Consider the following 20122-nt stretch of genomic DNA (forward strand, 5'->3'; position numbering starts at 1 on the left):
TCCCGGACCGAGCCGCCCTCGGAGCGCCGAGCCGCAGCCGCGCCCCGTCGACCCCATGTCCACAGGTCAGAACCTCGGGCCCATCGCCCCGGCCAGTCGCGACGACCCCACACGTGGTGGCGATCACATCGACGCGAAGGAGCGTAGCATGACTGGACGACTCGACGGCAGGATCGCCCTGGTCACGGGGGCGGCATTAGGGATCGGCGAAGCGATCGCCACGAAGTTCGCCGCAGAGGGCGCGACGGTGATCGTCGCAGACATCTCCGAGCGGCGCGAGGAGGTCGCGCAGAGGATCGGCGCCACGGCGTACCCGCTGGACGTCAGCGATGACGAGGCGATCGACGCGCTCGAGAAGCACCTGCAGGAGACCTACAGCGGCCTCGACATCCTCGCGAACAACGTGGGCGTCAACGGCCCGGCGATGGACTCGCACGAGTACCCGCTGGAGGACTTCGACCGGGTGCTGCGGATCAACGTCCGGCAGATGTTCCGCATGATGCAGGTGGGCCTGCGGCTCATGCTGGCCAAGGGCGGCGGCTCGATCATCAACACCTCGTCGATCGGCTCGGTGCTGGCCACTCCGCAGGCGGTCGCCTACATCACCTCGAAGGGCGCGGTCACGATGATGACGAAGACCGCGGCGATCGAGTACGCCCAGCGCGGCATCCGCGTCAACGCGATCGGCCCGGGCGTGACCCGCACGCCGTGGCTGGACAGCCTGGGCGACGAGCTCAACGACTTCCTCAAGGGCCAGGTGCCGCAGGGCCGGATCGGCGAGGCGTCGGAGATGGCGAACGTCGCGGCATTCCTCGCCAGCGACGAGGCCTCCCACGTCACCGGCCAGCTCTGGATGATCGACGGCGGCCGCACCGCCGGCTGAGCGCGCCGCCGCTCGGACGCTCGAGCACAGCGAAGGGCCGCCGCTCCCCTGCTGGGGAACGGCGGCCCTCGCCTGTCTCGCCGTGCTCGACGCACCGGCGCCCGCTGGCGCCCGGTCCGTCGACCGACGGGCTCTGCCGACCGGAACCGTCAGAGCATGCAGCTCACACAGCCCTCGACCTCGGTGCCCTCAATCGCCATCTGGCGCAGGCGGATGTAGTACAGCGTCTTGATGCCCTTGCGCCAGGCGTAGATCTGCGCCTTGTTGACGTCACGGGTGGTGGCGGTGTCCGGGAAGAACAGCGTCAGTGACAGACCCTGGTCCACGTGCTTGGTGGCCTCGGCGTAGGTGTCGATGATCTTCTCGTAGCCGATCTCGTACGCGTCCTGGTAGTACTCCAGGTTGTCGTTCGTCATGAAGGGCGCCGGGTAGTAGACGCGGCCGATCTTGCCCTCCTTGCGGATCTCGATCTTGGAGACGATCGGGTGGATCGAGGAGGTGGAGTGGTTGATGTAGGAGATCGACCCGGTGGGCGGCACCGCCTGCAGGTACGCGTTGTACATGCCGTGCTGCTTGACCTGGTCGCGCAGCTCGCGCCAGTCGTTCTGCGTGGGCAGGTGGGCGTTTGCGTTCGCGAAGATCTCCCGCACACGCTCGGTGCGCGGCTCCCACACCTGATCGATGTACTTGTTGAAGTACTCACCGGTGCCGTAGGCAGACTTCTCGAACTCGTAGAAGGTCTCTCCGCGCTCCTTCGCGATGGTCATCGACGCCTTGATGGCGTGGTAGGTCACCGCGTAGAAGTACATGTTCGTGAAGTCCAGGCCCTCCTCGGATCCGTAGTGGATCGCCTCGCGCGCGAGGTAGCCGTGGAGGTTCATCTGACCCAGGCCGATCGCATGTGAGCGGCGGTTGCCTTCAGCGATCGTTGGCACCGACTCGATGTCCGAGGTGTCCGAGACGGCGGTCAGGCCGCGGATCGCGGTCTCGATCGTGTGCGCGAAGTCCGGGGAGTCCATCGCCTTGGCGATGTTCAGCGAGCCCAGGTTGCAGGAGATGTCGCGGCCGAGCTTCGCGTAGGAGAGGTCGACGTTCATCTCCGACGGGGTCGCGATCTGCAGGATCTCCGAGCACAGGTTGGAGTGGGTGACCTTGCCGGGGATCGGGTTCGCCCGGTTCACCGTGTCCTCGAACATGATGTACGGGTAGCCGGACTCGAACTGGATCTCCGCGAGGATCTGGAAGAACTCGCGTGCCTTGATCTTCTTCTTGGCGATGCGCGGGTTGTCCACCATCTCGCGGTAGCACTCGGAGACGTTGATATCGGCGAACGGCTTGCCGTACTCGCGCTCCACGTCGTACGGGGAGAAGAGGTACATCGGCTCGTTGTTCTTGGCGAGCTCGAAGGTGATGTCCGGGATCACCACACCCAGCGACAGCGTCTTGATGCGGATCTTCTCGTCGGCATTCTCACGCTTGGTGTCGAGGAAGCGCAGGATGTCCGGGTGGTGGGCGTGCAGGTACACGGCACCTGCACCCTGGCGCGCACCGAGCTGGTTGGCGTAGGAGAAGGAGTCCTCCAGCAGCTTCATGACGGGGATGACGCCACTGGACTGGTTCTCAATCTGCTTGATCGGGGCGCCGTACTCGCGCAGGTTGCTCAGCAGCAGTGCCACGCCGCCACCGCGCTTGGACAGCTGTAGTGCGGAGTTGATGGAGCGGCCGATGGACTCCATGTTGTCTTCGACGCGCAGCAGGAAGCAGGAGACGAGCTCGCCGCGCTGGGCCTTGCCGGCGTTGAGGAACGTCGGGGTGGCCGGCTGGAAGCGACCGTCGAGGATCTCGTCGACGAGGGAGCGGGCAAGCTTCTCATCGCCGCGGCCCAGCGTGAGGGCCACCATGACCACGCGGTCTTCGAAGCGCTCGAGGTAGCGCTTCCCGTCGAAGGTCTTCAGCGTGTACGAGGTGTAGTACTTGAAGGCTCCCAGGAAGGTGGGGAAGCGGAACTTCTTGGCGTACGCCTGCTCGGACAGCTCCTTGATGAAGGACGGCGTGTACTGGTCCAGCACGTCCTTCTCGTAGTACTCGTTCTCGACGAGGTACTCGAGCTTCTCCTCCAGCGAGTGGAAGAACACGGTGTTGGGGTTCACGTGCTGCAGGAAGTACTCGCGCGCGGCCAGCTGATCCTTCTCGAACTGGATCTTGCCGTCGGTGCTGTACAGGTTCAGCATCGCGTTGAGCGCGTGGTAGTCGAGCTGCTTGTGGTGCTCGACCGGGGGCATCTCGGTCACTGTCGCCAAAACTCTTCCAATCCGTCATGGACCCGCTGGACATCGCGCGGGGTTCCCAGGAGTTCGAACTTGTACATGTGGGGCACCTTGCATTTCGCGGAGATGATGTCTCCGGCCAGGCAGTAGGCGCTTCCGAAGTTGGTGTTCCCGCCGCTGATCACGCCGCGGATGTGTGCGCGGTTGCGTTCGTCGTTCAGGAACTTGATGACCTGTTTGGGCACGGCTCCGCGCCCGTTGCCCCCGCCGTAGGTGGGCACCATGAGGACGAAGTCCTCGTCCATGACCAGCGGTGCGTCCTTCGGGTACAGGGGGATGCGGTGGGCTTCAATCCCCAGCTTCTGCACGAAGCGGTGGGTGTTGCCCGAGACCGAGGAGAAGTAGACGAGGGCTCCCACGCCGACGCCTCCCGGCCTTATCAGATCGCGGCAGAGCGGCGCTGCTGGGCGCCGGCTGCCGTGATCGCCTTGATCTTGTCCGGACGGAAGCCGGACCAGTGGTCCTCATCCGTGATGACCACCGGGGCCTGGATGTAGCCCAGCGACTTCACGTGCGCGAGCGCCTCAGCGTCCTCGGTGATGTCGACGACGGAGTAGGCCACGCCGGCCTTGTTCAGGGCGCGCTTGGTGGCGTCGCACTGCACGCACATCGGCTTGGAGTACACGGTGATGTCCACGGGATGGCTGCCTTTCTGATGCGCCGCCGGGCGGCGCGCGGGAAGAGGTGTCTTGGGTTGTTCAGGGGTGCGGCGTTGGGGCCGCGGTCGCGGTGTGCCGAGCACGTCCTAGCGCGTCAGGCCGTTCTCTCCGCGACCTCGCCAACACTACACCTAGTGGTGCTCGGCCAGAAGCACCACAAGATGTACTGAACTACAACAATGTCATCCACATCGGGATGTTGACGTCCTGTGGACAGCTGGGGGCGGGCTGGGGACAGGCGGCACAGGACGCGGTCAGAGCGCTGGTCGTGCCTGTGGAGGAGTGCTGGGCGGTCATCCACGGGTGGTGGACAGAACCATTCCGAGGCCCGCTGCTGACTTCGCGCCGGCGCGGAACATGAGGTGTGTCATGGGCGCGTCGCGGCGCGTCTCGGCGTGTCGCGGAGCCGTGTCCGCACGGGTACCGATGTGAGACGGGGGTCGGGTCGTCGGCGTGTCGCGGATCCGTGTCCGCACGGGTGCCGAGGGAGTCGGGAGTCAGGCGCCCGGGGCGCGCTGCTCGTCACCCTCGGCCTGTTGTCCCGTGTCAGTCTTCGCGTCCATGTCGGCCCATGCATTCACATCAGCCTGCGGCCCCGCGGCGTTGTGTGCGTCCGCATTGGTCTGCGCATCAACATCAGCCTGCGGCTCCGCAGCGTCGACGCTCACCGTCATGGGGCCAACGCTCGCTGCATCAGGCTCCTGAAGGCCGACGGGTGATTCCGCCTCCTGCGTGTTCGCCGACGTCTCTGTCTGTCGCGAGTCTGCACCGGGGCCCTGCTCTGGCGGGGCCGACGCGGGTGCGGCCTCCACGGGCTCGGTCGGCTTCACGGTCGCCACGGGCTCAGCTGGCTCCACAGTCTCCGCGGGCTCGGCGGGGGGTACGGTCTCAACCGGCTTGGCGGGTTCTGCGTGCTCTGTGGGCTTCACAGCACCCGCGGGCTCGGCGGGCTCCACGGTCTCAACGGGCTCCGCCGACTCCTCCGAGTCCGATTCCGGCTCCGGCACCGGCACCGGCTCGGGCTCCGGGTCAAGGGTGCGGCCGTCGGCCTCGACGATCGATGCGAGCACCGAGCGCATCAACTCCACGCGACGCAGCTCGTCCGCCGGGCCCGCAAGCGGTTCTGTGCCCTTTTCCACGAACGCATGGAATGCCTGCCACATGGCTTCGGCGCTCCCCGTGTTCGCCGTGACCGTTTCCTCGATCACCGTGCCCGATTTCTTCTCCCGTGCGGTCAGCGTGGAACGGCTGTCGCCGTGAGAAGGCGCCTTGACGTCGGCGACCAGGCGCCGACGCGCCGAAAGCACCTCAACTGTCTCGACATATTCGGGGGCGAAGGGCAGGTAATGCCACATCAGGCGCACAGGGGCGCCGCCTGTGAGCTCGGCCAGCACCTCGATGGAGCCGGGGATGACGCCCTTGGGCCAGTGCCGCACGAAACGCACCTGACCGATCGGCCCATAGATCGCTTCGAGCATCGCCGCCTGGTGCGCGACACCGGTGAGCAGGCCTTTGACGTACAGATCACGGTCACGCTGGGTGGCCCCCTCACCGGTGCCCGCCTCCACAGCTGCCTGCATGTCCTTGCGGCGCTGCGTGCGGGTATCGCCGGGCAGGTCATAGGCGGAGGCTGTGACCTTGGCGTGCCCGAACAGTGGCTGCGCGGCGGGCATAAGCACGTCATGGCTGAGCAGACGCAGATCGCGTGGCGCGATGCGCTCGGCGATCTCCTCGACCACGGCGTCGTACTGCTGCGGGTACGCCATCATCACCAGGCGGCGTCCGGTCATGCGTTCGAAGTCGACGATGCGCGCGACCTCTTCAGCGGAGAACCCCAGGGGTGGCTCCACCAGTGCTGGGATGCCGCGGCGGAGCAGGGCGAGCAGGTCATCCACATGCAGCCCATCGGTCGACAGCACCACGGCGTCCACCTCGACGCGCTTGGCTCGCACAGCGGAGACCAGATCAGCGACGGTCTCGAAGCGCCGCTCCTCCTGCACACCCCAGTTCTGCGAGGACTCGCGCAGGCGCCGCGGGGAATGATCGACCACGGCTGACAGCGTGAAGCGGTCCCAGCGCCGACGCAGCACGGGCAGGTGGACGGACTGCGCCATCGTGCCGGCACCGATCACGGCAATGTTCAGGGTCTTCGGCATGATTGCGACTCCTTGAGTGGCTGCGGGGCGGCTGACCTGCGGGCCGTTCCACCCGGCCGAGGTCCGGGCGTGCCGTGCACTTGGGTTTGTACCACACAAGCCCGAGCCAGCATTGCCACGAGCCCTCAGGCACGTATCGGTGGGCCCGCAGATGCGTGAAGGTCAGCGTCCCACGAGGGTCTAGGGTGGACCCGGTGACCAGGCCGGACACAGGAGGATGTCGGTGACACGGTTCTACGACCGAGCCAAGGTGATTGTGGCTCCGCTGATGCGGGCCGTGTGGCGGCCCCGCGTGGTCGGGATGGAGAACGTGCCACGCTCGGGCGGTTTCATCGTCGCCAGCAACCATCTGGCGAACGTCGACAGCTTCCTCATCCCGATCGTGTTTCCGCGCCCCGTGCGGTTCGTGTCCAAGGACGACTTCTGGAAGATGCCTGGTCTGAAGGGCCGGATCATCCGCTGGTTCTTCAATGCTGTGGGCACTGTGCCTCTGGATCGCGAGGCGCTGGGCTCCGGCCGCGGGGCACTCGACGCAGGGCTCGCGATTCTGCGCGACGGCGAAGGCTTCGGCATCTACCCCGAGGGGACGCGGTCCAAGGACGGGCTGCTCCACGCCGGCAAGCAGGGCGCGGCCTGGCTCGCGATCGAGTCCGGCTGCCCCGTCGTGCCCGTCGGCCTGAAGGGTACGCAGCACATGTTCGATGGCGGCTGGTGGCCGGATCCAGGCATCGTGACGGTGCGCGTGGGCGAGCCCATGGATTTCTCTGACCTGGATGACACTCTTCCGAAGGGAGTGCGCCGACGCCTGATCACCGAGCAGATCATGGCCACGATCCAGTCGCTATCAGGGCAGGCGCGTGCGCAGGACGCTGGCCGTGAAGGACGCCGGGCCAGGCCTGCGCAGCAGCCGACAGGCCCCACCTCGACGGCCCAGCCATCAGGGACCGGCGAATCGGCCCAGCCTGAGCGCTGAGTGCACCGTAGGATTCTGCACATGTCCGACTCCGCCGCGTCGGCGGGGTGACCGCAGGAGGGAGGCAGACATGGCAGTGGTCGTCGGCTTCATTCCCACCGAGGTGGGATACCGCGCGCTGGAGATCGCTCGCACCGAGGCGGAGCGCCGCGGCGGCCCCCTCGTGGTGGTCAACGTGCTGCGCGATGGTGTCGAGCAGGATCCGCGCCACGCGGATAAGGATGATCTCGAGGCTGCATTGGAGCATCTGCGCCGCTCCCCCGTCCGGGTTCAGGTGCGCCAGGAGCACACCGAGGACGACATCGCCGATGTGCTGCTGCGGGTCGTTTCGGAAGAGCGGGCCGAGCTGCTCGTGATCGCCAACCGCAAGCGCGAGTCCCCAGGCCGCCACCTGCTGGGACTGACAGTGCAGAAGCTCATCCTGTCGGCGAACAGCGAAGTGCTCGTGGTCTGACCCGTCCGGCCGACTGGAGGACCCGGGCGGCGGATCTGAGCTGCCAGCCTGAGTCAGCGGCAAAACCCGATGACGTGAGGCGCTGGCTCGACCCGACGCTGTGGAGGGAGAGACGCGTCGCAGAGGTTCGCGGAGGCCGCGGCGGGCTCGACCCGACGGCATAGAGGGAGCCCGCCCCGCTTCTGCGGGACGGGCTCCGTTCGTATGCTCACCAGGCGCAACGCTCAGGCGAGACTATGCCTCGTTGTTGCACAGCCAGGCATCCTGCGAGCTGAGGCGCAATGCTCAGGCAGGGCGATGCCCCGCCTGAGCCCGCGCCTGAGCGCCGTTGTGGTTCAGGCGTCCTGGTCAGACACCGAACCGGGGAAATCATCGCCGGCGCCACCGCGGACAGCCTGCTCGATGCGCTCACCAATCTGCTGATCGACGTTCTTCCAGTACTGGAAGGCGCGCTCAAGCACCGGCTCCGAGACGCCCTCGAGTGCGCCGGCGACGGTGTCCACGAACTCGTCACGCTGCGCGTCGGAGAACACCTCGCGCACAAGGGTGCCGGCCTGGCCGAAGTCGTCATCCTCGGCGTGAAGGGTGTAGGCGGCGCGGACCATCTCGCCGTCGGCCTCCCAGCCGTTGTCGACCGGGCCCTGCTCCTCCTGGTAGGCGCGCCCCTTGGAGTTCGGCGCGTACACCGGTGCGTCACCGGTGTGGAAGAACTGCATCGCGCCCTCCTTGTCGTAGGAGTTGGTCGGCACGATCGGGCGGTTCACCGGCAGCTGATTGAAGTTGGTGCCCAGGCGGTTGCGCTGCGCATCCGGGTAGGAGAACACGCGGCCCAGCAGCATCTTGTCGGGCGAGACACCGGTGCCCGGCACCTGGTTCGAGGGGCTGAAGGCCGCCTGCTCGATCTGGGCGAAGTGGTTCACGGGGTTCTGGTTCAGCGTGAAGCGGCCCACCGGGATCAGCGGGTAGTCCTTCTTCGAGATCACCTTGGTGAGGTCGAAGATGTTGAATCGGTAGGTCTTGGCCTCCTCGTAGGGCACCACCTGCACGGAGACCTTCCAGCTGGGGAACTCGCCGCGGCCGATCGCCTCGAAGAGGTCCTCGCGGTGGGCGTCCGCGTTGGAGCCGGCCAGCTTCTCCGCTTCCTCGTTCGTCAGGTACTCCACGCCCTGCTCGGTGTGGAAGTGGTAGCGCACCCAGAACTTCTCACCGGCTTCGTTGACCCACATGTAGGTGTGGGAGCCGTAGCCGTTCATGTGGCGCCAGGTCTTCGGCAGGCCACGCTGGCCCATGAGGTAGGTGACCTGGTGGGCGGACTCCGGGGACAGGGTCCAGAAGTCCCACTGCATGTCGGCGCTGCGCAGGCCCGAGTCGGGCAGACGCTTCTGGGAGTGGATGAAGTCAGGGAACTTCATCGGGTCGCGCAGGAAGAAGACCGGCGTGTTGTTGCCGACGATGTCGAGGTTGCCGTCCTGCGTGTAGAACTTCAGGGCGAAGCCACGCACGTCACGCCAGGTATCAGGCGATCCGAGCTCACCGGCGACGGTGGAGAAGCGGGCCATCATCGGGGTCGTGGTGCCCTTCTGGAACACCTTCGCCTTGGTGTACTGGGAGACGTCCTCGGTGATCTCGAGCTCGCCGAAGGCCCCGGAGCCCTTCGCGTGCGGGCTGCGCTCCGGAATGCGCTCACGGTCGAAGCGGGCGAGCTTCTCCACGAGGGCGACGTCATGCAGCAGCAGCGGGCCGTTGGCGCCCAGGCTGAGCGAGTTCGCGTCGGACTCGCGCGGGGCGCCGGATTCTGTGGTGGAGGGTTTGCTGGGGTCGAAGGTGTACTCGGCCATCTCTTCTCCTTGACGGTGTCGGTTGGGTAGACGGAGTGAGCGGGGTGGTTGAGGGGGCGGCGCGGGCGAGCCCGGGTCAGGCAGCGGACTCCTTGCGTGCGCGGCAGTCGCTGCACACGACGCGGTAGACCACATCGGCGATCTCGATGTCGAATCCGTGGTCCTGTTCGGGGTGCAGGCATGGGGCGTGTCCCACGACGCAGGGGACGTCTTCGAGGCGACCGCAATGGCGGCAGATCAGGTGGTGGTGGTTGTCGTGCTCGTGGATCTCGTACAGCATGCTGCGCGATCCCACGCTCACGCGACGCAAGAGTTCTGCGTCCGTCAGGGCGTGGAGCACGTCGTAGACGGTCTGCCGCGACACGGCGCCGAGGCAGCTGCGAACTGCGCCGGCGATCGTCTCGGCATCCGTGTGCGGATGGGCGGCGACGACCTCGAGGGTCGCGACGCGCGGGGCAGTGACCCGCAGCCCGGCAGCGCGGAGCGCGGCAGCCGGATCGGCCAACTGCTCGCTGCGCGGTGGTGCTGTGGTCATACCGCGACCATGGGTCTTTATCTTGACTTATTCAAGAAGACGAAACTGTCGGAACTGTGGCGGCATCGCGGTTCACGGCTACTCAATCGCGGTTCACGGCTGCTCGTACGCACGACCCGCGGGTACTGCACCGCATGAGCCCGAGCCCTTGAACCGATCGAACCCCTCGGCTCCGCCGACGGGTCGGCGTGCATCTGCGGGCGCGCTTGCGCTCAGCGATCAACCACGCTCAGCGTCAGCGTGCGGGCGCTCAGCGGCTCACCGCGCGCATCCCCGCTGGTCGAGAAGTCAGCCCGCAGCACTCACTTTTTCTTCTTCTTGCACAGGTACGGCAGCTCCGGCGCGACCAGCGTGCAGATGAAGTCGCTCTCATGGCCGGCGACATCCATCTTGTCCCGCAGCTCGGATGACTGAGCCGGAGCGCTTTGGCCGCCGCCGGAGACCTGCACCTCCGACGATGGGGCACTGGCGGCGAAGGCTGCACACGGCGCGCACAGCACGGCACCGGCAGCAACGGCCGCTAGGGCGCCGCGCAGGCGGCGAGAGCCACCGGTGGCGTGGGGACGACGAGGGCGAGTAGTGGGTGCAACAGCGGTAATCACAGCGATCCTTTCGGTAGCTGGACGCCAGGGACGTCGATGGGCACACATCGCCGCAGGTGTTCCGGAACCCACGACCGCGGTCACGCTCCCCGCTTCACGCATCGTCTCCGCAGCAGCCTCACGAGGCCAGCGGTACCGCGGCGATGAACACGGCGAGCATCAACCCGCCCGGCCACACTACCCTGTGGTGGTGACTCGCATCACCGGTGTCCCACATGGTGTGGAGGACGGGGAGAACGCCCGGGCGGCGACGCACCCCGGCCCCACGCCGAAATCGGCCATGCGTCACGCGCTGCTGCCCGCCGCCATCGTGACCGTGGCGCTAGCTTTTGTCACCCTGCCCGCGGCCATCAACCAGAGCGTGCTCTCTGCAGCCACAGTGGTAGCTCTCGCTATCGCGGGCGGCCTATGCCTGCTGCATCCGGTCGGCGCTGGCGTACTGGCCGGGCTCGCGCTGACGCTGCCGCTCATCCACGAGCCGCCCTTCGTGGGGATCGCCATCTTCGTCTCACCCGCCTCCGTCGCCGCCTGCACCGCATCCTCCCGACTGCGGGCCGGGCTCGTGATCGGCGTGTGGCATATGACGGTGCTCAGCCTCAGTACGGTACTGAGCGGCGCCAGCCCGGCACAGACGATCAGCGAACTGCTGGTCTGGGCGGTTCTGCTCGGCCTCGCCGCGGGGGCAGGACTCTGGGTGCGCCATCTGGTTGACCGCGTTGCCGCGGAGCGCGCCCGCCGGTTGAGCGACCTCGCCGAGCAGCGCCATATGCTCGCCCGCGAACTTCACGACACCGCTGTGCGGGCCACCACCGAAGTCGTTCTGTTCGCGGAAACCGCGGCGCAGCGGCAGGATGTCGAACCCGATTCCCTGCGCGAATTCCAACGCATCTCCCGCACTGCACGCAGCGCCACCAGCGAGCTGCGGGCACTCATGGACAGCTTGCACTCTGCCGAGCAGCTGGACGTCTGTCTTGCTGACCTCCCTCTTGCTGCAGCGACATGGCCGGATCTTCTGGATAGGGCACGTGGCCAGCTGAACGCCCTGGGCTTCACGGTCCGTGTGAATGTAGAGGCTGAGGATCCTCTACCGAAGGATGTGCTGCGCACCATGTCGAGATGCCTGGACGAGATCCGAGCAAACGTGGTGCGCCATGGTGACCCGGCCGTGCCGGTGACGCTCATGTCCGAGTTGAGCGACGATACTGGTCCTCGTCGGTTGGAGCTCGTGGTGCTCAACGGGATCCGCGCCGACGAGGATGTCACGCTCAGCGGTGGCGCGGGCCTGGACGGCATTCGGGAACGACTCCAGCCCTTGGGCGGCACACTGGTGACTCGACATGAAGCCGCCGGCTTCCTCACCCAGATCTCAATTCCTTGCTGACTGTGAACGGAGAACCTGTGAGCATCCATGTGTTGATCTGCGATGACGACCCCATCGTGCGCGAGGCGCTCGCGGGATATGTCGACCGCGACCCCGGCCTGGAGGTCGTTGCTGTGGTGGACAACGCCGAGGACGCTCTCGAGCGCCTCACGGAGCCTGGCACGGATGTGGTACTCATGGACCTCGCGCTGCCGGGTATGGACGGGATCACTGCAACGCGCATCATCCGTACGCGTCGGCCCGACGTCGCTGTGCTGATGCTGACGACGTTCGGGACCGACGAGCAGGTCAAGGAGGCCATCGGAGCGGGAGCAGCCGGCTTCCTGCTGAAGTCCACCTCTGCGGCCGCGCTCGTGGCGGCTGTGCGCACGGCGGCGACGAGGGCAGGCACCGTGATCACGCCGGAGCTCGCGTCACATCTGGCGATCTCCGCCATGACTCCTGAGCAGGCGGAGAATTCAGGTCCACGTGCTGCAGATGCTGCTGAGAGCTTGGGGCTGACCGAGCGCGAAGCAGAAGTGCTCGAGCTGCTGTGCGCGGCGGAGTCAAATGCAGGCATCGCCTCAACGCTGAAGCTGTCCGAATCCACCGTGAAGTCCCACGTGTCCTCCTTGATGACGAAACTGAACTGCACCTCGCGACTGCAGATCGCCGTACGCGCCTTCGAACGGGGGCTCGTCACACCGCCGCGACCGTCGCTGTGAGCGGGGCCCCGGGCACTCATCCGGGTGCGCGCTGTGGCGGCTCGTAGACCTTCACATTCGACGCCGACCACAGCCACTCATCCGCGTGCGTGCTGTGGCGCATCGGCGTCACGACCGCAAAGAGCCTGCTCTCCCGAGATCGTGGAGGTTCCGTCGCGCCTCGGAGCCTGAACCGGTCCATCCGTCGGCTCTTTCACCCTTGGGTGCCCTACCGGTGAGTCACCGGAACTTTCGACCGACCACACCGGCACATGAGCATGAGGCAGGACTCACAGATCGGCACGTATGCAGGGTAACGATGCAGGTCAGGAGTCCATAGCGTGGGTATAACCCGCTGAGCCGACGATGGTTCAGCCTGGCAGATCCACGAGGCTTCGGCGGGTGACACTGATCCCGATCCCAAGGACATCCCCCATGAAGATCTCCCGCCTCCTCGTATCCGGCCCCGCTGCTGTGGCCGCTCTGACACTCTGTGCGGCGCCTGCTCTCGCCGCCCCGGGCGACCAGGACTCCGACTCGGCGGCCCCCCAGTCGGTCTCCACCCAGTTCTCCGATGAGGAAGTCGCCGTCATGGCGAAGAGCTCCGGCCGCACCATCCAGGAGCAGACCGCTCACCTCGATGAGCAGGAGACGCAGAACAACACGTACGCCGAGCTGTATGAGCAGGGCTACGACTACGACGGCGCCTACTTCGACGAGAACAACACCCTCGTGCTGCAGGCCGCCGCCGGCTCGGACGCGGCGGAAGCCGCCGAGGCCGCCGGCCTCGAGGTCGCCAGCCCGCAGTTCGGTGAGGAGCGTCTGGGCGAGATCGCCTCCGAGCTCACGGACGCTATCGGAGCCGACGGCAACATCGCCTCGATCTCCCCGAATGTTGTCGACGACACCGTGGTGGTGACCGTGGTGAACAGCGCGGGCGAGTCCACCGTCTCCGAACTCGCCGCCGGCTATGGCGATGCGGTGACCATCGAGCAGGGCGAGGCAAACATCATGCAGGCCAATGTGGCAGGCGGCGACAAGATGGACCTGGGCGGCGGTTACTGCTCCGCCGGGTTCGGCGCCAACGACGGGTCCCGCAACTACATGGTGTGGGCCGGGCACTGTGTGGAGCCCGTTGACCAGGTGCTTGCCGCCGACGGCAGCCTTGTGGGTACCACCGTGGACAGCAAGTTCACCTCTTACGACGGACTGCCTGACCGCGACATGGGCATCGTGGAGCTCGCTGACGGCGTCACCATGGACGGCACCGTGAACCAGCAGGGCCAGTACGAGGTTGAATTGGACGCTTCCCGCGGCGCCTGGAAGGCTCCGATCGGCACCGACACCTGCAAGTCCGGCGCCACCAGCGGCGTGACCTGCGGCCAGATCACCGGCTATGACGCGACCGTCACGTACTCCGACCGCCAGGGCCGGGTGCAGGCCCAGGTCAGCGGACTCGGCGAGGCCAGCATCTGCACTGCGCCCGGTGACTCCGGCGGCGCCTACGTCTCCGGCGGCTACGCCGTGGGCCTGACCTCGGGCGGCCCTGGTGACCAGGAGTGCGGCTTCAACGCTGGCTACGCTCCGGGCATGTCCTACTTCCAGCCCGTCACCGACGCTCTCGACGAGTACGGCCTGGAGTACGGCACCCTGGGCACCGGCGACACCGGCGAGGACGACCCCTGGTGGTGATCACCGGACTCCGACGCGGACGCTGAGCCTATCCCCCGCTCAGCACCGCCTCATAGGCACGACGGCCCCTCCTCGGAGGGGCCGTCGTCGTGCTCGGGGGGGGTGGCCGTCGGCCCGAGCCGGAGTGGGCGCCGCCACGCTCCCGGCACTTCCCTCCGAGGAATCCACAACGCACGAAGTTCTCTATCTTTCGATGGTAGGAATGTGCACCAGGACTCATCAGCACTCCGTCTGCCAGCTGCGCGGTATGTGGATCGCCACCGTTCTGGGCATCGACTGGCCGACGGCAGGCGCCCCGGTCGAACAGCAGAAACAGGAGTACCTGGCCCTGCTCGACGCCGCGGTCGACATGAAGCTCAACGCGATCGTCTCTCAAGTGCGCCCGACCGCGGACGTGTTCTGGCCCTCCCCCTATGAGCCGTGGTCGCTGTACATCATCGGCGAGCAGGGCAGGGACCCTGAAGTGCCCCAGGTTTGATGGAGACATCGAACAGCCGGAAGGCCACGCGCCGCCAGCTGCTGGTTGATCTCGGTGTCTGTAAGCATCGGAGCAGCCGTCGGCCCGAAGTAGGCACGGAGCTTCTCCGATCGCATGAGGACCGACTGGATCTTCCGCGACACGTACAGGACATCCGGGGTCACCCCGTTCTCTTCCTCGAACGCGGCCATCCACGTCTCGAGGTCCTGGATCGGGTCACCATCGGCGTCCCACAGGTTCGCGGCGGTGACGGTGAAGTCCGGACGGCGACCGAAGTCAGCGTTCTGGATGAATCCGTCCTCGTTGATCGCGAGCTTACCGGTCGCCAGAACCTCGCCACGGGCGAGGATGATCCGGTCGATGGTCGCCTTCGCGACCTTCTCTGCGAGCCGATCGGCGGCAGCCTCGACGGTCTCCGGTGCGTTCGCGCCGCGACGGATCAGCTGATCGTACTCACCGAACCGCTCCTTGATGGAGACGGCAGCGAGAGACGCCTGACGCTTCTCCAGACCGATGCCGCCACCGATCTTCGACTCCGCGTCGAAGGCACGGAACGAAGCAAGGTCATTGGAATTGGAGCCGACGGTCCACGCCGCGGTCAGACCGTCCACCGTCTCGTTCGGGAACAGGCCCGAGAGAGTGCCGGGAGCGGCGTCAAACTGGTCACCCTTCTCGCGGGCGAAACCCGTGATGGCCGCGGGGTCGATGAGATCAGTCATGAGCTTCATCAGGCAGCCACCTCCTTCGCGTTCAGGAAGATGAACGCGGACTGTGCCGGAGCCTTGAAGTCCTTCACCGGCAGCTTGTCGACGTTGATACGGCCGTGGTCGAGCAGCGCCACGGTCTCGTCACCGTCCTTGACGGACACGTCATTCAGGGTGAATCCGGCGAGGGTGCCACTGGTGAACGGCTTGTACAGGCCGCCGCCGCCAGCTTCGACCGGGGTGCCGGCCTTCACGACCCCGTCGGCCGCGTCAGAGAACTGTGCAGCATCCAGGGTGATGGTGCGGGCATTGGTGACACCGTGGCGGGAGTCCAGCCACGACAGGTCACCGCCGCCATACTTCTGCGAGGTGATGTTCAAAGACATCAGATGGTCCTTTCTTGTCAGATAGTCGTGTTGCGAGCGGCCTGCTTGGCGCGTGCCCGCTCCCGGCCGGCCTGCATCGAACTGGCATGCCGTTCCCCAGTGCCCGTGGCGGCCTTCGGCACGAACCCGCGGCGGGGCTCCTCCTGCCTCGGACCGGCCCAGGCCAGCAGTGCGTCTGCGGACGCCTCGAGCTCCTCGCGGGTCGTGCCGGTGAGGTTCCCTGCAGGGACGCCCTTGGCAGCGGCGACTTCGGCGACGAGGATCTGGTGCTGCATCGCCGTGATGCGGTCCGTGGCGGCGGCGAGGTCCTTCTCGGCCTTGTCTGCTCGCTCCGATGCCCGCTGGAGGTCGCTCTTGGCGGCGTCCTGCGCCTGATCGAACTGGGCGGCCTTGGCCTTCAGGTCCTCGTAGTCCGCGAACTGGTCACGGGTCTTGCGCTTCGCCTCGGCGACGAAGGCGTTGACCTGCTCCTGGGTGAAGGTCGCCGGTGTGCCGGTCGCCTCCGTGGAGCTGGCCTCGTCGCCGGTCGTGTTGGGCTGCTGGGCGTCGTTGGTGGGCATCGAGTGTGGTCCTTTCGTGTGGCCGACAGTCAGTGCCCGCTACCCCCGGGGAGTCGTGCTGTCGTTCACGACAAGCAGCCCCTGCACCAGACGGTGAAAGGGGCTCAAGGGGAGCGGTAGGTATAAGAAAAGCCCCGCGGAGGGGGCTTCGAGAAATTACAGGCGTGCCTCGACACGCGCGGCAACGTCGGCGTCAGGCGGTTGATGATGTCCGGTTCGGAACCTGACCGACAACTTCCATGGGTCCGAGCTTTCCGATGCGGGCGTGATGAGCGAGCATGATGTCGTAGATCACGCGACCTTCAGTCTTCGATACGACCAGGGTCCCGTCATGATCACGCCCCTGCTCGTCATGGAATCCAAGGACGTAGTAGTCCTCGTACTCTCCACCGTAGAGGTTCGGAATCAAGCCACGTCCCTGGAGCGCTTCGGCTGCGACACGGCGTGCCTCATCGAAAGTCGTGGCTGTCATCTTTCCTCCCCTCTCGCGATGCGTGCGACTTTTTCTGTCGGAGTAGCATCGTCGAGTCGCGTCCATTGAATGGTCCCGCGCTCCACGTCTGCGTCTTGATACCTCACATCGTACTGCTCGGCGATCAGCTGGGGGTCCGAAACGACGACCTTGCCATCGATTTTCTCCCAGATGACCGCATGCCGGGTGCCGCTGGTGAACTTCATTCTCAGCGGACCGGCTGCGCCGTCCGGGACCTGGTCTCCAATGACGCGAAGAGTGTCAGACAGTGTCGCATTCGGATCGGCTGGTTCGAGGGTGACACGCTTGTTGCCGCGTCGCCACATGCGGACCGTATCGGCAAGGTCGTAGTTCTTCGGCTGCCCAGGCCCAGCAGTAATGTCGTAGCCCATGCGGCGTAGCAGCGCGGCGTGTGTCGTGCGGATGCAGTTCGTGCTGTAAGCCACGAAGCTCTCGTGAGTGGTAGCGGCGCGAACCCCCGGATTCGCGCCGGTCAGGTACGACTTCTTGGTGGATTTCGCGCGCTTCCTGGAGACACCAGGAAGCTCAGGGACTCCAGTTGCGTGTTCGTCTCCGGAGGGCGGACGGAGCGTGGTCTTGTCCGGCCGGGTGATCGCGATGTGCTCCTTCCACATACCGAACTGATCAGGGACCGGTCCGTTCTCGTCCCACGTGACGGCGTACCACTCCGCGTTCAGCGAGTGGACAATCCCAGGCAGATCCTGGTCAGAGTGCGACTCGACGATGTGACACGAACAGCGGTCATGAAAGCTCAACCCTGCTGGCCGCGACCCGCGGTCACCCGACGTGGTCGAAGCAGTCTTCCGTGACGTGTAGACCGCGCCGCGAGAGGCGAGCATCAGACAGAAATCGCACGCATACGCGCCAGGAACCCGCGCCCATCGCGTACCAGCCTGGGCCGTCGCCTCATAGATCGTCTCCCGGCCGGGCTGCCGCACCAGCCGGGTGAGCGACCCGGCCAAACGCTGCTGCACCTGGGAGGCCGACAGCTGCCGCCCAGAGCGTGTCTGCAGAGCCCACGCTGTTGCCGCCATCACCTGATCCGCCGGCGCAGCGAGCCCCGGCTCCGGCTCCGGTAACAAATCCCACAGGCCAAGCGTCTCCCGGGACGTGCGCAACGCCTGATACGCGGTCGCAGCCGTCAACGGCCCGAAGTTCCCCGAAAGGACCTGCATCACCTCAGTCACCTGCGCGACGCTCGCCTCCGGGTACTGACGGTAAAACGCCAGCAACCGATCAACCGCAAGCGTGAAGCGCCCTGGGTTTTGTTCCGTGGTTAGACGGTCGCGGGCGCGGTCGCCGTGGAGTGAGTGTAGGACGCTTCGACGGTCGCTGGGGTGCGGTAGTCGAGAGCTTCGTGGAGCCGGGCCGTGTTCCACCAGTGGACCCAGCCCATCGTGGCAAGCTCGACCTCGCTGACCGACTCCCAGATCCGCTTGGAGTAGATCAGCTCCGCCTTGTAGAGGCCGTTCACCGTCTCTGCCAGCGCGTTATCGTAGCTATCGCCGACGGTGCCGACAGACGCTTTCACACCTGCGGCAAGAAGAGCGTCTGAGTAGGCGAGAGAGACGTATTGACTGCCCCGGTCGGAGTGGTGAATCAATCCGATTCCATTCCTGCTCGCCCCGGTGGAGAGGAGCGCGTGTTCCAGTGCGAGCAATGGCAGCTGCTGCGTGTGGAGGGTGGGCGCGACCGCCCAACCGACGATTCTCCGACTGAAGACATCGGTGATGAACGCGACGTAGCAGAATCCGGTGAGTATCCGGACATAGGTGGGGGCACCTCCCGCTTGCGGGGGAGTATCGGCAACCCAGAGCTGCTGCGGTCGGTCCGCAACGAACCTCCGTTCCACAAGGTCGGGACGCTGATCCTCTCCGGCCGTGGGGCGCGTGGTAATGGGCTTGCGACCTCGGCGAACGCCCTGGAGGCCTGCGATCTTCATCAGCCTCGCGACCTGGTCGCGGCCCATGTCCCATCCCGCGTGCCGCATGGCGTGCCACATCTTCCGCACCCGTAGACGCTGTAGTTCTCCTGGTGGACCCGCTGCACCTCCTCTATGAGGATCTCGTCCCGAACGCTGCGTGCGGAAGCCTTCCTGTTCTTGGAAGCACGGTATCCGCGGGAGGTGATGAACCCACACTCTGTCGCACGCAGGGTGCGGCAGATGGCCCAGGCCCCGAACTGCTCGCGATGCATATCGATGAACGCGATCATTTCGTCGTGGGGCGGTCGAGTTCCGCTGCGAAAAACGCCGAGGCGGCTTTCAGGATCTCGTTAGCGCGCCAGGCTTCGGCAAGCTCACGCTTGAGCCGACGATTCTCCTCCTCGAGCGGCTCCCCCGGGCCGGCTGGTTCGGTGGGGCCGTAGCGGTTGCACCAGATCCGCAGCGTCTCCTCGCCGACACCGAGCTGCGGGGAGACCGCACGAATCGATGCTGCACGGGGACCACCCTCGCGGGCCTGACGGTCGTAGACCATCCGCACGGCACGGTCACGCAGCTCTGGACTGAACTTCTTGGGCATACTCCGATTCTCCCTGCTGAGACTCGGAACAGAACCCAGGACGCTTCATGTCGACCGGTTCATATGATCCGCGCGCCAAGGTTGCAGCGGCGCTGGCGTCCTTGGCGGCCTGGCGCTCCGCCCGCTTCCCTGACTGCCCTCGTGTCGGCATGGTGATCACCTCTATGATTCATCGCCGCCCACCCGCGACAGGCTTCAAGCGTACTTAGTTCCTGGTCCAGCGGCTGGAGGTGGCGACCCTCGTCCTCATGCAGGCATGGTGGAGTCTGTTGCGCTGTACCTACTTCGCACTAGTACGTCCCCGGCCTGGTCGGTTCGCGTTCCACGCGTCGACGGTTTCGGGGAGCCAGCCCATGGTGCCGCGGCCCTCGAGCCCGATGATGACGTCTGGGTCGGGCAGCTTGTACCGGGCGAGCGTGGGGACTTTCACGCCGATCCTGGCGGCAAGGTCACTTCTGGACAGGTAGATCACTGGGCGCGACGCCACGCGACCACCACCGCAGTTGTATACACGGCGGCCGCAGCGGCCGTGAGTACAGACGCCGCGACAGTCAGGACGGTGGGGTCAGTGGCGGCGGACCAGACGGTGAGTCCTGTCGCGCCGATGATCAGCCAGATCGGGTCGATGATCTTGTTCTTCATGGTTCGGTGCATGGATGATGGGAGGGGCGGCCCCGGAGTTCTAGGTCTACTTCGGGGCCGCCGTCGCTCAGTCCTTGTCGCGCGGTCGCGTCACTTCGATGAGTTTCGCGATTGAGGCGATGAGGCCGGCGATCGCGGCGATGAGGGCCGCGAC

Annotated in this window: 21 protein-coding genes, 2 pseudogenes and 1 other annotated feature; of the genes and pseudogenes, 7 read left to right on the forward strand and 16 right to left on the reverse strand. The window is 66.1% G+C overall.

All coding sequences use genetic code 11. The annotated features are described in order from the left end of the window. Positions 1-148 precede the first annotated feature (148 nt). On the forward strand, positions 149-883 hold the full coding sequence (locus tag C8271_RS12010) for an SDR family NAD(P)-dependent oxidoreductase (RefSeq protein WP_106508057.1): 735 nt from the start codon (positions 149-151) through the stop codon (positions 881-883). 149 nt (positions 884-1032) lie between these two features. Here the strand turns inward: C8271_RS12010 and nrdE are convergent, their stop codons facing one another. From nrdE to C8271_RS12030, 4 genes are all read right to left on the reverse strand, one after another. Further along, on the reverse strand, positions 1033-3165 hold the full coding sequence (gene nrdE, locus C8271_RS12015; protein ID WP_106508058.1) for a class 1b ribonucleoside-diphosphate reductase subunit alpha: 2133 nt from the start codon (positions 3163-3165) through the stop codon (positions 1033-1035). A 5-nt stretch (positions 3166-3170) separates the two neighbouring features. Beyond that, positions 3171-3569, reverse strand: coding sequence for a class Ib ribonucleoside-diphosphate reductase assembly flavoprotein NrdI (gene nrdI / locus C8271_RS12020; RefSeq protein WP_106507490.1), 399 nt, complete (start codon positions 3567-3569; stop codon positions 3171-3173). 20 nt (positions 3570-3589) lie between these two features. Beyond that, the gene (gene nrdH / locus C8271_RS12025; protein WP_170957889.1) at positions 3590-3847 is read right to left on the reverse strand and encodes a glutaredoxin-like protein NrdH; all 258 of its coding nucleotides are present in this window, start codon (positions 3845-3847) and stop codon (positions 3590-3592) included. Between the two features lie 519 nt (positions 3848-4366). Continuing rightward, positions 4367-6025 carry a Gfo/Idh/MocA family oxidoreductase gene (locus C8271_RS12030; RefSeq protein WP_106507491.1) on the reverse strand — a complete coding sequence of 553 codons (1659 nt, stop codon included), beginning with the start codon at positions 6023-6025 and terminating at the stop codon, positions 4367-4369. Between the two features lie 223 nt (positions 6026-6248). On the opposite strand from C8271_RS12030, the gene C8271_RS12035 reads away from it, so the two are divergent. Both C8271_RS12035 and C8271_RS12040 read left to right on the forward strand, forming a co-directional pair. After that, positions 6249-6998 carry a lysophospholipid acyltransferase family protein gene (locus C8271_RS12035; protein WP_425428195.1) on the forward strand — a complete coding sequence of 250 codons (750 nt, stop codon included), beginning with the start codon at positions 6249-6251 and terminating at the stop codon, positions 6996-6998. Positions 6999-7068: 70 nt separating this feature from the next. Continuing rightward, positions 7069-7452: a universal stress protein gene (locus C8271_RS12040; RefSeq protein WP_106507493.1), complete on the forward strand. Its 384-nt coding sequence runs from the start codon at positions 7069-7071 to the stop codon at positions 7450-7452. 335 nt (positions 7453-7787) lie between these two features. Here the strand turns inward: C8271_RS12040 and C8271_RS12045 are convergent, their stop codons facing one another. The 3 genes from C8271_RS12045 to C8271_RS12055 all read right to left on the reverse strand — a co-directional run bounded on the left by C8271_RS12045 (position 7788) and on the right by C8271_RS12055 (position 10427). Then, positions 7788-9290: a catalase gene (locus tag C8271_RS12045; protein ID WP_106507494.1), complete on the reverse strand. Its 1503-nt coding sequence runs from the start codon at positions 9288-9290 to the stop codon at positions 7788-7790. Positions 9291-9366: 76 nt separating this feature from the next. Then, positions 9367-9825, reverse strand: coding sequence for a Fur family transcriptional regulator (locus C8271_RS12050; RefSeq protein WP_106507495.1), 459 nt, complete (start codon positions 9823-9825; stop codon positions 9367-9369). A gap of 302 nt (positions 9826-10127) precedes the next feature. Beyond that, entirely contained in the window at positions 10128-10427 is a 300-nt protein-coding gene (locus C8271_RS12055; RefSeq protein ID WP_106507496.1) for a hypothetical protein, read from the reverse strand. Positions 10428-10617: 190 nt separating this feature from the next. Between C8271_RS12055 and C8271_RS12060 the strand changes: the two genes are divergently transcribed. The 4 genes from C8271_RS12060 to C8271_RS12075 all read left to right on the forward strand — a co-directional run bounded on the left by C8271_RS12060 (position 10618) and on the right by C8271_RS12075 (position 14661). Further along, positions 10618-11808 carry a sensor histidine kinase gene (locus C8271_RS12060; protein ID WP_138774575.1) on the forward strand — a complete coding sequence of 397 codons (1191 nt, stop codon included), beginning with the start codon at positions 10618-10620 and terminating at the stop codon, positions 11806-11808. 17 nt (positions 11809-11825) lie between these two features. Beyond that, entirely contained in the window at positions 11826-12512 is a 687-nt protein-coding gene (locus C8271_RS12065) for a response regulator transcription factor (protein WP_106507498.1), read from the forward strand. A 414-nt stretch (positions 12513-12926) separates the two neighbouring features. Then, complete coding sequence (locus tag C8271_RS12070; RefSeq protein WP_106507499.1) at positions 12927-14183, forward strand: S1 family peptidase; 1257 nt, start codon at positions 12927-12929, stop codon at positions 14181-14183. A 202-nt stretch (positions 14184-14385) separates the two neighbouring features. After that, positions 14386-14661 carry a family 10 glycosylhydrolase gene (locus C8271_RS12075; RefSeq protein WP_245921126.1) on the forward strand — a complete coding sequence of 92 codons (276 nt, stop codon included), beginning with the start codon at positions 14386-14388 and terminating at the stop codon, positions 14659-14661. Here C8271_RS12075 and C8271_RS12080 read toward each other — a convergent pair. The 9 genes and pseudogenes from C8271_RS12080 to C8271_RS13740 all read right to left on the reverse strand — a co-directional run bounded on the left by C8271_RS12080 (position 14595) and on the right by C8271_RS13740 (position 19980). Further along, complete coding sequence (locus C8271_RS12080) at positions 14595-15389, reverse strand: major capsid protein (protein WP_106507501.1); 795 nt, start codon at positions 15387-15389, stop codon at positions 14595-14597. The two genes, C8271_RS12075 and C8271_RS12080, sit on opposite strands and share 67 nt — an antisense overlap. Beyond that, a complete protein-coding gene (locus C8271_RS12085) occupies positions 15389-15751 on the reverse strand; it encodes a hypothetical protein (RefSeq protein WP_106507502.1) in 363 nt (120 codons plus the stop codon). Before C8271_RS12085 ends, C8271_RS12080 begins: the two co-directional genes overlap by 1 nt. Positions 15752-15768: 17 nt before the next feature. Then, positions 15769-16311 carry a hypothetical protein gene (locus C8271_RS12090; RefSeq protein WP_106507503.1) on the reverse strand — a complete coding sequence of 181 codons (543 nt, stop codon included), beginning with the start codon at positions 16309-16311 and terminating at the stop codon, positions 15769-15771. A gap of 193 nt (positions 16312-16504) precedes the next feature. Continuing rightward, positions 16505-16783: a hypothetical protein gene (locus tag C8271_RS12095; RefSeq protein WP_106507504.1), complete on the reverse strand. Its 279-nt coding sequence runs from the start codon at positions 16781-16783 to the stop codon at positions 16505-16507. Beyond that, the gene (locus tag C8271_RS13735) at positions 16780-17418 is read right to left on the reverse strand and encodes a hypothetical protein (protein WP_138774576.1); all 639 of its coding nucleotides are present in this window, start codon (positions 17416-17418) and stop codon (positions 16780-16782) included. The genes C8271_RS12095 and C8271_RS13735 overlap by 4 nt, the downstream gene beginning before the upstream one ends. A 90-nt stretch (positions 17419-17508) precedes the next feature. Beyond that, positions 17509-18183, reverse strand: a pseudogene (locus tag C8271_RS14535) (VG15 protein); the annotation flags it as partial. Next, positions 18081-19326 (reverse strand): annotated as a pseudogene (locus C8271_RS12105) (IS3 family transposase). The pseudogenes C8271_RS14535 and C8271_RS12105, both read right to left, overlap by 103 nt. Further along, positions 18956-19057 (reverse strand) — a sequence feature (AL1L pseudoknot). It overlaps the preceding pseudogene by 102 nt. A gap of 280 nt (positions 19327-19606) precedes the next feature. Further along, a complete protein-coding gene (locus C8271_RS12110) occupies positions 19607-19813 on the reverse strand; it encodes a helix-turn-helix transcriptional regulator (RefSeq protein WP_106507506.1) in 207 nt (68 codons plus the stop codon). After that, positions 19795-19980: a hypothetical protein gene (locus C8271_RS13740; protein WP_138774577.1), complete on the reverse strand. Its 186-nt coding sequence runs from the start codon at positions 19978-19980 to the stop codon at positions 19795-19797. The genes C8271_RS12110 and C8271_RS13740 overlap by 19 nt, the downstream gene beginning before the upstream one ends. Positions 19981-20122: the final 142 nt, after the last annotated feature.

This window comes from Brachybacterium timonense (assembly GCF_900258505.1).
In the GTDB taxonomy this organism is placed as follows: Bacteria; Actinomycetota; Actinomycetes; order Actinomycetales; family Dermabacteraceae; genus Brachybacterium; species Brachybacterium timonense.